Here is a 10,423-nt window from a genome sequence, read left to right as displayed (position 1 = left end):
CGCTCCCACAAAACCTGTAGGAGCGGGCTTGACCCGCGATGCGGTCTCAAAGACCGAGCAGTTGCATCCGCTGACGCACCGAAGCCTCGATGCCGGCGGCATCCAGGCCGCACTCGGCGAGCATCTGCGCAGGCTTGGCATGCTCGACATACACATCCGGCAGGCCCAGGTGCAGCACTGGCTTGAGCACCGCTTCGCGGGCGAGGAACTCGCTCACTGCCGCACCGGCGCCGCCCATGATGGCGTTTTCTTCGATGGTCACCAGCAGTTCGTGGCTACCGGCAATCTCGCGCACCAGGGCTTCATCCAGCGGTTTGACGAAACGCATGTCGACCACGGTGGCATCGATCTGCTCGGCAACCTTGAGGGCTTCGCTCAGCTGCACGCCGAATACCAGCAAGGCGACCTTGCTGCCCTGGCGGCGGACGATGCCCTTGCCGATTTCCAGTGGCTCAAGGTTGCTCTCGATGGTTGCGTTCGGGCCGCTGCCACGTGGGTAACGCACGGCGGCCGGGCCGTTGTACAGGTGGCCGGTGCTGAGCATCTTGCGCAGTTCGTTCTCGTCGCTCGGGGTCATCACCAGCATGCCGGGGATGCAGCGCAGGAACGACAGGTCGAAGCTGCCCGCGTGGGTCGGGCCGTCTTCGCCGACCAGGCCGGCGCGGTCGATGGCGAACAGCACGTCGAGATTCTGTACCGCGACGTCATGGATCAACTGGTCGTAGGCGCGCTGAAGGAAGGTCGAATAGATCGCCACCACCGGCTTGGCGCCTTCGCAGGCCATGCCCGCAGCCAGGGTGACCGCGTGCTGCTCGGCGATGGCGACATCGAAGTAGCGATCCGGATAGCGCTCGCTGAAGGCCACCAGGTCGGAGCCTTCCTTCATGGCCGGGGTAATGCCGACCAGGCGCTGGTCAGCAGCCGCCATGTCGCACAGCCATTGGCCGAACACTGCGGAGTACTTCGGTCCGGCAGCCTGTTTCGGCGCGGCGGCGGGTTTGTCCACAGGCTCAAGCTTGGTGATCGCGTGGTAGCCGATCGGGTCGACTTCGGCCGGGGCGAAACCCTTGCCCTTTTTGGTGACCACGTGCAGGAACTGCGGGCCCTTGAGGTCACGCATGTTGCGCAGGGTGGTGACCAGGGTCGGCAGGTCGTGGCCATCGATCGGGCCGATGTAGTTCCAGCCCAGCTCTTCGAACAGGGTGCCGGGTACCAGCATGCCCTTGGCGTACTCTTCGGTGCGGCGGGCGATTTCCCAGGCGCCGGGCAGGCGCGAGAGGACCTTCTTGCTGCCCTCGCGCATGCTCGAGTAGGTGCGGCTGGAAAGAATCTTGGCCAGGTAGTTGGACAGGCCGCCGACATTGCGCGAAATCGACATGTCGTTGTCGTTGAGGATCACCAGCATGTCGGCGTCGACTTCCTGGGCGTGGTTCAACGCCTCGAAGGCCATGCCGGCGGTCAGCGCGCCGTCACCGATCACGGCAATCGACTTGCGCGGATCGTTCTGCAGACGGGCGGCGATGGCCATGCCCAGGGCCGCACTGATCGAGGTGCTGGAGTGACCGACGCCAAAGGTGTCGTACTCGCTCTCGGCGCGGCGCGGGAAGGCGGCCAGGCCGTCCTTCTGGCGCAGGGTGTGCATGCGCTGGCGGCGACCGGTGAGGATCTTGTGCGGATAGGCCTGATGACCGACGTCCCACACCAGACGGTCGTCCGGGGTGTCGAAGACGTAGTGCAGGGCGATCGTCAGCTCGATGACGCCCAGGCCGGCACCGAAATGCCCGCCGGTCTGACCAACGGTATAGAGCAATTCCTGGCGCAACTCGTCGGCCAGGTTCTCCAGGTCGGCTTCAGCCAGGCGGCGCAGGCCGGCAGGCGTATCGGCACGGTCAAGCAGCGGCGTGACCGGGCGTTCGCGGGGGATCTCTTGAAACGTCGTGGGCATCAGGCGAATCGTTATAGATATGAAGTGGCGGCAGTTTACCTTATTGCGGTGTTGGCTGCCCATTTGAGCTAATCGCGGGGCAAGCCCGCTCCTACAGTGATCGCTGTGGGAGCGGGCTTGCCCCGCGATACCCGCGCTGCTTAGTTACGGCGCTCAACGATGTACCGCGCAAGTTCGCGCAGCGGCTCGGCTGCCGCGTCAAACGGACGCAGGGCATGCAGGGCCTGGTCGCGCAGTTCCAGGGCATAGGCCTTGGCTGCTTCGAGGCCGAGCAGGGCCGGGTAGGTCGGCTTGTCGCGGGCGATGTCGGCGCCCTGGCGCTTGCCCAGGGTGGCGGTGTCGCTCTCGACGTCGAGGATATCGTCCTGAACCTGGAAGGCCAGGCCGATGGCCTGTGCATAGGTTTGCAGGGCCTTGAGTTGGGTCTGGTCGGCGCGGGCGCTGGCCAGGGCGCCGAGCTTGACGCTGGCTTCGATCAGCGCGCCGGTCTTGTGCCGGTGCATGAACTCCAGCGCCGTCTGGTCGAGCTTGAGGCCCACCGAGCCCAGGTCGATGGCCTGGCCGCCGACCATGCCGGCAGGCCCTGCAGCCAGCGCCAGGGTCTGGACCATGGCCAGGCGGATGCTGTCTTGCTGCGGGCTCAATTGCGGGTCGAGCAGGGCGCTGAAGGCCAGGCTCTGCAAACCGTCGCCAGCGAGGATCGCGCAGGCTTCATCGAAGGCCTTGTGGGTGGTCGGCTGGCCGCGGCGCAGGTCGTCATCGTCCATCGCCGGCAGGTCGTCGTGCACCAGCGAGTAGGCGTGAATCAATTCGACCGCGCAGGCCGCGCCGTTGGCCTGCTCCGGTGCAGCACCGAGGGCCTGGCAGGCGGCATAGGCGAGCAGCGGGCGTACCCGTTTGCCGCCATTCATGACGCTGTAGCGCATGGCCTCATAGAGGCGGCTGAGCTCAACCGAGGGGGCGATGAACAGGTGTTCGAGGGCGGCGTCGACCCGCGCCTGGCAACTGGCCTGGTAGGCGGCGATCATTCCGGCTGTTCCGCATCGAAAGGCTCGGCCGCCAGTTCGCCATCGCGCTCGAGCAGCACTTGGACCTTCTGTTCGGCCTGGGCCAGCGCGCTCTGGCAGTCGCGGGTCAGGCTGATGCCTTGCTCGAAGGCAGTCAGCGAGTCTTCCAGCGACAGCTCGCCGTTCTCCAGGCGCTCGACCAGGACCTGCAGGTCGGCGAGGGATTGCTCGAAATCAATGGAGGCTTTTTTTCGGGCCATGGCGGCTGTCTCGGTGGCAGTATAAACGGCGCGACACTAGCAGAGCGGGGCGGGGGGAGCAAATCGATAGGGTCGATCTTTCGTCGCATTCTGTTGCACAAAGGCCGACGGTGAAGTCTTGATTTTTCTACAGGGCTCGCATTGTGAGGGCTTGTGGCTCTCTGCCATAATCGCGCCCGCTTTGCCCCGCGGCTCTGCGGCGGTAACGCCTCCTATTTCTGTTGTCACGTAATGGACTACGTTGTGAGCTTCCTTTCGATCGAGTTCGGCCTCTGCTTCACACTGTTTTTCATCGTTTACTGGAGCCTGTGCTGGAGCGTTCGCTTGCAGAACGTCCTGCTGCTGGCCGCCAGTTACGGCCTGGTGGCCAGTTTCAGCTTCAACTCCCTGTACATCCTGCTGGGCTACAGCGCCCTGGTGTATCTGCTCGGCCTGGTCGGTGAGCGTTATCCCGGGCGGCGCTTCAGCTATTTGTTGGTGTTGCTGCTGGTGCTGGGCTGTTTCTACCTGTTCAAGTACCAGGAGTTCTTTGTCGGCGGCGTGCAGGGCGCCCTGGCCAGTGCCGGGCTGGACGTGTCGCTGCCGGTGCTGGAAGTGCTGGTGCCGATCGGCCTGTCGTTCTACGCCTTTCACTCGGTCAGCTACCTGGTGTCGATCAACCGCCGCGAGGTGCCCTCGGCTTCGCCGTTCGACCTGGCCCTGTACCTGGCGTTCTTCCCCAGCCTGATCGCCGGCCCGGTCAACCGCGCCAGCCATATGCTGCCGCAAATTCGCACGAGTACTATCCGTGAAGTGCTGGAGCCGCAACGGGCCCTGGGGTTGATTGCCCTGGCGGTGGTCAAGCTGTTCTTCTGCAGTGCCTGGCTGGCCAGTGAGTGGGTTGACCCGGTGTTCGAGACGCCGGGCAGCTATTCGCCCGAGCAGATACTGCTGAGCGTGTATGGCTACAGCTTTCTGATTTATTTCAACTTCAGCGGTTACACCAACCTGGTCACCGGCATTGCCTTGCTGCTGGGCTTTCGCCTGCCCGACAACTTCAATGCGCCTTATGCCGCGCACAACCTCAAGGAGTTCTGGGGCCGCTGGCACATCAGCCTGTCGCTGTTCATTCGCGACTATGTCTACATTCCGCTGGGCGGCAATCGCCAGGGGGTGTGGCGCGGCAACCTGAACATGCTGCTGGCGATGCTGATTTCCGGCCTGTGGCACGGGGCGAGCATCAACTTCATCATCTGGGGGGCGCTGCATGGTATTGGCCTGGCGCTGTACAAGGCTTCGACCTACATCCTGCCGCAGCCGATGCGCTGGCCGGGCGCCGGCCTGGCGGCGCGCCTGCTGACCTTCCACTACGTGGCCTTCGCCTGGATCTTCTTCCGTAGCGCCAGCCTTGATGAAGCCATGGACATGCTCGCCGGTATCGGCGGCTTGAGCCTGGATGGATTGTTCTCCAGTACCGGCCTGCTGTTGCTGGCGAGCGTGTTGTATGTCGCCGTCTACCCGCAGTTGCTGGTGCTGCTGCGCCAGTTCTTTGCTACCACCACGCGCTTGCCCTGGCAGCTGTATCCAATACCGCTGGGGTTGTTCATTTCCTTGGTCATTTTTGCTTCGCAATCGGGCGTACCGGGGTTCATCTATGCAAGCTTCTAATGCCGGTCGTTTGCTGTCGTCGCAACTGGGCGCGGCCAAGGCTTTCTACGCCGTTGTCATCACCACGCTGTTGCTGTTCTGGCTGAACCAGGATTCGATCAGCCTGTATTGCCAGCAGAAGTATCACCAGAGCTGCGAGCTGCCGGTACTTGGCCAGAGCCCGGCCTGGCGCATGGGTGGCAACCTCACCCATGCCCTGGGCGATGCTCGCGACAGCTTTATCGACAGCCTGGAAAAACGCAGCGAGCAGGTGCTGGTGGCCAAGGTTGAGACCAACGACACCGTGGAGCTGCCAGCGCCGATTCCTGTGGTCCCGGTGCACCTGGACAAGCCGCCCGTTCCGGCTCACCCGGTGCCAGTCAAGGTTGCGACAACGTCTGCGCCTGTGCCGGCAACAGTGGCTACGCCAGTGCCGCAACCCGCAGCGCAAGTTGCCCAGGCACCTTTGCAAGCCGGCACCGTGGTGTCCCTGGCGGCGGGTGACGAAGTCTTCCTGGTCGGCGACTCACTGATGCAGGGCGTCGCTCCGCACCTGGCCAACAGCCTGCGCAAGCGTTACCAGATCAAGAGCGTCAACCTCAGCAAGCAGAGCACCGGCCTTGCCTATCCCGGTTTCTTCAACTGGCCGCAGACCGTGGCCAAGACCCTGGAAAGCGAGCCGAACATCCGCCTGATGGTGATCTTCCTCGGCCCCAACGACCCCTGGGACATGCCCCAGGGCAAGGGCAAGCCGTTTTTGCGCTTCAAGTCGCCGGAGTGGGAAGTCACCTATCGCCAGCGTATCGACTCGATCCTCGACCAGGCCCGTGAGCACAATGTGCAGGTGATCTGGGTCGGGCCGCCGAACATGCAAAAGCCCAAGCTGTCTACGGCCATGGCTTACCTGAGCGGGCTGTACGAGCAACAGACCGGCCTGTATCAGCAGCATTACGTTTCGGCCAACCCGGTCCTGGGTTACAACGACGACAGTTTCTCCTATACCTTGCAGAACGCTCAGGGCAAACGGATCAAGACCCGGGTCGATGACGGCATCCATTTCACTACCACCGGACAGAAGCTGATCTCGGAACGGATTCTCTCGTTGATCGCCTTTCCCGGCCTCACTGTAACGGGACACTGATGCCTCGACTGCACAACATTCTGGGGTTGGCCCTGCTGATCTGCGCGTTGCCGGGCTGTAGCCCGGTGGCGGCGGTCAACACCTCGGCCAAGCCTGCCAATACGGCGGCCAAGGCCCCGGCCAGCCGCGTCGACGGCAACCTGGCGGTACTGGCGGGCAAGTTCAAAAACGCCAACCGCGCACCGGTCAACATCATCCAGTTTGGCGATTCGCACACCGCTGCCGACCTGTTCAGCGGCGAGATGCGCCGCCTGCTGCAGGCGCGTTATGGCGATGGCGGTATCGGCCTGATTGCCGCCACGCCGGTGCCCGGCACCCGCTACGACCAGGTGATCCTGAAAACCGCCAAGCGCCAGTGGGAGCTGGTGTCGGCGCGCAACCAGCAGAGCACGCAATTCCCGCTTGGCGGTTACCTGTCGGTGCCGATGGCGGCCAACCCCAGCGTGCGCATCGAAGCCCGCGAGCCTACGGCGCAACGCTATCGGGTGCAGGCGCTGTACCAGGCGCGGGAAAACAGCACCCTGGTGCTGCGCGATGGCCGTGGGCGCAACCAGCGCCTGCTGGCGGCCACCGGCGGGCAGTGGCGCTTCGGCCCGCAAGTCAGCAACCTGGCTCTGCCGCTGGACCTGAGCGTCAGCAACCGCCCCGGCACGCTGCTGGGTGGCTGGTATATCCAGGGCCAGAAGAATGCCGGGGTGATCTACTCGGCGCTGGGCATCAATGGCGCTCGCCTGGAAGTGCAGGACAAATGGCAGGCCGGCTGGCAGGACAACCTCAAGACCCTGCGCCCGGACCTGGTGATTCTCGCCTACGGCACCAACGAAGCCTTCGATGACACCCTCGATCTTGGCCTGTACCAGACGCAACTGCGCAACACCCTCAAGCGCCTGCGCCAGGATCTGCCGCGCGCGGTGATATTGCTGGTCGGCCCGCCGGACTCGATCAAGCAGCGCAAGGCTCGTAGCTGCAGTGCGCGCCAGCCGCAGCAACTGGCCCAGGTGATCCGCATCCAGCGCCAGGCGGCCAAGCAGGCCAATGCGCTGTTCTGGGACTGGCAGGCGTACATGGGCGGGCAGTGCTCGATTGTCGGCTGGCAGGCGTCGGGCCTGGCCCGTGGTGATCTGGTGCACCTGACGGCTGATGGCTACAAGAAAAGCGCGGCCGGCCTGCACGAGTTTTTGCGCAACCAGCTGGGCTTGAAGTAGGGCAGAAAAAAGTAGAGGCGGGGACGACTCAGGGTTGGCTTGCGGCGCCCCATGAAGTCGTCTTCCCGCCCCTTAACAGAGGCAAACCCGGGGGCGTGCAACCGCCCCCGCTCAGCACGATGCGACTGCCTTGAATCAGTCGCGGTTCATTCCTCTGCATTCACCTTAGTAGCTGTGTGCGGGGCTGTAAATTTTCTCGAACAGATTATTTCTCAGGTGCTTTCCGGGGCTGCCTGGCGCGCACTCAAAGGCCCAGGGCGTAGTCCAGGTAGCCTGGGTAGGCCTTGCGCCAGTCGTCCTGGAAGGTGTGGCCTTCAGGGTGTTCGTGGCTCTGCACCTTGTTGTTGCTGGCGAAGGCTTTTTCGGTGGTGGCGGTCAGTTGCAGGTTGCTTTCATGCTCCTGGGCGCCGTGGACCACGACCAGGCGCTTGTCCTTGGCCTTCTGCACGGTGAACGGGATCTTGAAGCCGCCCGGCGACAGCAGCACCGCGCCGCTGTAGTTCTGCGGGTACTGGGCGATCAGGTGGGCGGCGTGTTCAGCACCCTGGGAGAAGCCGATCAGGGCGACTTTCGAGCGGTCGATGCGGGTGTCTTTTTCCAGCTTCTTCAGCGCTGCGGCCACCGCTTGTTCGGTCGGCTCGACCGACTGTTGCTGCCACATGAACTGATGCTCGTCGCGCTTGAGGGTACCGTTCAGGGCCACCAGCACGGCCTTGTCGCCGACCAGGTCGGCGCGCATGTTGGTGCCCTTGACGCCTTCGGTGCCAAAGCCTGCCAGCCACACCACCACCGGCCAGCCGCCAGCCGGGGCCTTGCCTTCAGGGATGCTGAAGGCGGCGAGGCCGGCGTCCTTGGCCTGGGTCGGGTAGTTCTTCTCGGCCGCTTGCAGCAGCTTCTGGTAGGCCGGGTCGTTTTTCATCGGCTCCAGTTCGTCGTCTTCCTTGAGGATCACCGCTTGCCAGAAGCCGCGCTCGCGGGCCTCGTCGAGGTATTGCGCGGCCAGTTCCGGGCTGTCCATGGACGACAGCGCGGCAGCGGCCTGGTACGCGGCGAAGGCGTTCTTCGGGTCGAGGCGGGCGGCGGTCAGGTAGAAGGCCAGGGCGCCGGCATAATTGTCGTGCTCGCTCTTCTCTTTGTCACCGGCATCCATGAACTCGGCCGGGGTGGCGTCGTTGAGGTACAGGTTGGCCATGGCGGCCATGCCTTGCCAGCGGCCTTTGTGCAGGGCCTGGTCGGTGGCCTCGTCGGCGAAAGCAGTGGTTGCGGTGAGGCTGAGGCCGGCCAGCAGGCCGAAGGAGCAGAGGTGCAGGCGGGTCGCTGTCAGCAATGACATAGCCGAGAGTCCTTTTTCGGTAGTGCTCGGCCAGGTGCGGCCGAAGAGGGCGCGGATTCTAGCACCCTGTTCAGCCCTTGAGTTGATTCCAGTCCAGGCCAAAGCGTGCCAGGTATTTGCGCAAACGGTCGGCGTCATTGGGCTTTTCTTTTTCCAGGCGCGAGACATCGAACAACTGGCGCCCGGCCTCGGACAGTGTGCGGGCGTTGCCGCACACCTTGAGTACCGCCTGCAGTTGCAGACGGTCGAACTGGTCAAGGGCCTGGTCGCCGAGCAAGGCGTCGAGTGGGTCGGCACCTTGCTCCAGGCCCCAGGCGTGTTGCAGGCGCTCGATTTCTTCCAGTACCAGCGGCTCGTCGATACGGCCGCTGTCGGCGAGGGTGGCCATGCGCGTGATCGACGCCGACAGCTCGCGAAAGTTACCGGTCCAGCGCGCTTGCGGCGAGTTGGCAAAGGCCAGGTAGCGGCGCTTGGCTTCGAGGTTGAAGCGCACCTGGCGGTTCTGTTCGCGGGCATGGCGCTGCAGTTCGAAATCGATGTTCGGCTCGATGTCTTCGCGGCGCCCTGCCAGGCCTGGCAGGGCGAAGGTCCAGAGGTTGATGCGCGCGTACAGGTCTTCGCGAAACAGCCCTTCGGCGACCCGGCTGCGCAGGTCGCGGTGGGTGCCGGCGATCAGCTGGAAGTCGCTCTCTACCTCACGGTCCGAGCCCAGCGGGAAGAAGCGTTTTTCTTCGATGGCCTTGAGCAGCATGGCTTGTTCATCAGCGCCCAGTTCGCCGATTTCATCAAGGAACAACATGCCGCCATCGGCGGCGCGCAGTAGACCTTCGCGGGCGTTCTGGGCGCCGGTGAAGGCGCCTTTGCTATGGCCAAACAGTGTCGACATGGCGCCGTCGCCGCGCAGGGTGGCGCAGTTCACTTCAACGAAGCGTCCCTCCAGCTGATGGCGGCCGCGCTTGAGCTCATAGATGCGCCGAGCCAGGAACGACTTGCCAGCGCCGGTCGGGCCGACCAGCAGCATCGGTGCCCGTGAGCGCAGCGCCACCCGCTCGATCTGCTCGATGGAGCGGTTGAAGGCGGCGTTGCGGGTAGCGATGCCGGCCTTGAGAAAATTCAGGCTGTCGGCCTGTTCGCGCTGAAAGCGCGATGCGATGTGGTCATAGCGCGACAGGTCGAGGTCAATCAGCGTGCTGGTGCCGGCCGGGTCGGCGATGTCTTCCTTGCCGCGCGCTGGCGAGGTCTGGATCAGCCGCGCCGGCAGGTAGCGCGCCTCGGTCAGCAGGAACCAGCAGATCTGCGCCACGTGGGTACCGGTGGTGATATGCACCAGGTAGTCCTCGTGCTCGGTATCGAAGGGGTAGGCGCTGGCAAAGTCGTGCAGCGCGCCATAGACCTCCTCGAAGTCCCAAGGGTTACGCAGAACCATCGGCTGCAAACGCACCTCGGTGTGCGGCGAGATGCTCTGGATATCTTCGCGAATGCGCTCGGCCAGGCCCAGGTCGCGAGCGCTGGTGCCGTGGATCAGCTCCAGGCGGTCGATGGGGGTTTGTGCCTGCTGGCACAGGCTGATGGTCGGCCGCCAGCGCTGCCAGCGCGCCGCGCCTTTGCCGTTGCGATCCAGGGTGGTGCCGAGAAAGCCGATGGCGACGCTGCGCTTGCTCATTGCTGTTTAGCTCAATAGATAAATGTGTATCCAATAATATATAAAAATCTTGTCTGGTGTGGGCTGAGAAAACTCATGGTTTTTTGTTGGTAAAAATAAAAACCTTATAAATCAATATGATAAGAATTAATTTTGGACTTTATTCAAAACCTGGCACGCCCCTCGCAATCTCTTCCCCGACCGCATCGCCAAGCTGGCCAACGGGACGGGGTTTATGTCCCCGCCGGTGCACGAGCCCACCCC

At 63.6% G+C, this 10,423-nt stretch carries 8 protein-coding genes; 3 read left to right on the top strand and 5 right to left on the bottom strand.

Going from position 1 to position 10,423, the window contains the following annotated elements; all coding sequences use genetic code 11:
* Nucleotides 1–46 precede the first annotated feature (46 nt).
* From dxs to ACZ9A3_RS20650, 3 genes are all read right to left on the bottom strand, one after another.
* The gene (gene dxs, locus ACZ9A3_RS20660; RefSeq protein WP_093379064.1) at nt 47–1,945 is read right to left on the bottom strand and encodes a 1-deoxy-D-xylulose-5-phosphate synthase; all 1,899 of its coding nucleotides are present in this window, start codon (nt 1,943–1,945) and stop codon (nt 47–49) included.
* Between the two features lie 140 nt (nt 1,946–2,085).
* Nucleotides 2,086–2,973, bottom strand: coding sequence for a (2E,6E)-farnesyl diphosphate synthase (ispA, locus tag ACZ9A3_RS20655; RefSeq protein ID WP_093379067.1), 888 nt, complete (start codon nt 2,971–2,973; stop codon nt 2,086–2,088).
* On the bottom strand, nt 2,970–3,212 hold the full coding sequence (locus ACZ9A3_RS20650; protein ID WP_045199952.1) for an exodeoxyribonuclease VII small subunit: 243 nt from the start codon (nt 3,210–3,212) through the stop codon (nt 2,970–2,972). The genes ispA and ACZ9A3_RS20650 overlap by 4 nt, the downstream gene beginning before the upstream one ends.
* 243 nt (nt 3,213–3,455) lie before the next feature.
* Here ACZ9A3_RS20650 and ACZ9A3_RS20645 point away from each other — a divergent pair, with 243 nt between their 5' ends.
* From ACZ9A3_RS20645 to ACZ9A3_RS20635, 3 genes are read left to right on the top strand one after another with little or no spacing between them, the layout of a single operon-like run.
* Nucleotides 3,456–4,859 carry an MBOAT family O-acyltransferase gene (locus tag ACZ9A3_RS20645; RefSeq protein ID WP_476253074.1) on the top strand — a complete coding sequence of 468 codons (1,404 nt, stop codon included), beginning with the start codon at nt 3,456–3,458 and terminating at the stop codon, nt 4,857–4,859.
* Nucleotides 4,846–5,979 (top strand): SGNH/GDSL hydrolase family protein, encoded by a 1,134-nt coding sequence (locus ACZ9A3_RS20640; protein ID WP_476253073.1) that lies wholly within the window; start codon nt 4,846–4,848, stop codon nt 5,977–5,979. The genes ACZ9A3_RS20645 and ACZ9A3_RS20640 overlap by 14 nt, the downstream gene beginning before the upstream one ends.
* Nucleotides 5,979–7,184, top strand: coding sequence for an SGNH/GDSL hydrolase family protein (locus ACZ9A3_RS20635; RefSeq protein WP_093379073.1), 1,206 nt, complete (start codon nt 5,979–5,981; stop codon nt 7,182–7,184). The genes ACZ9A3_RS20640 and ACZ9A3_RS20635 overlap by 1 nt, the downstream gene beginning before the upstream one ends.
* A gap of 244 nt (nt 7,185–7,428) precedes the next feature.
* Here ACZ9A3_RS20635 and ACZ9A3_RS20630 read toward each other — a convergent pair whose 3' ends face one another.
* Both ACZ9A3_RS20630 and rtcR read right to left on the bottom strand, forming a co-directional pair.
* Complete coding sequence (locus ACZ9A3_RS20630) at nt 7,429–8,517, bottom strand: alpha/beta hydrolase (protein WP_045199943.1); 1,089 nt, start codon at nt 8,515–8,517, stop codon at nt 7,429–7,431.
* A 70-nt stretch (nt 8,518–8,587) separates the two neighbouring features.
* Nucleotides 8,588–10,180: an RNA repair transcriptional activator RtcR gene (gene rtcR / locus ACZ9A3_RS20625; protein ID WP_258595046.1), complete on the bottom strand. Its 1,593-nt coding sequence runs from the start codon at nt 10,178–10,180 to the stop codon at nt 8,588–8,590.
* Between the last annotated feature and the right edge of the window lie 243 nt (nt 10,181–10,423).

Source organism: Pseudomonas sp. TE4620 (assembly GCF_056279045.1).
The sequence above is the reverse complement of the archived record's forward strand: the minus strand, read 5'-3'. Positions and strand labels throughout refer to the sequence as shown.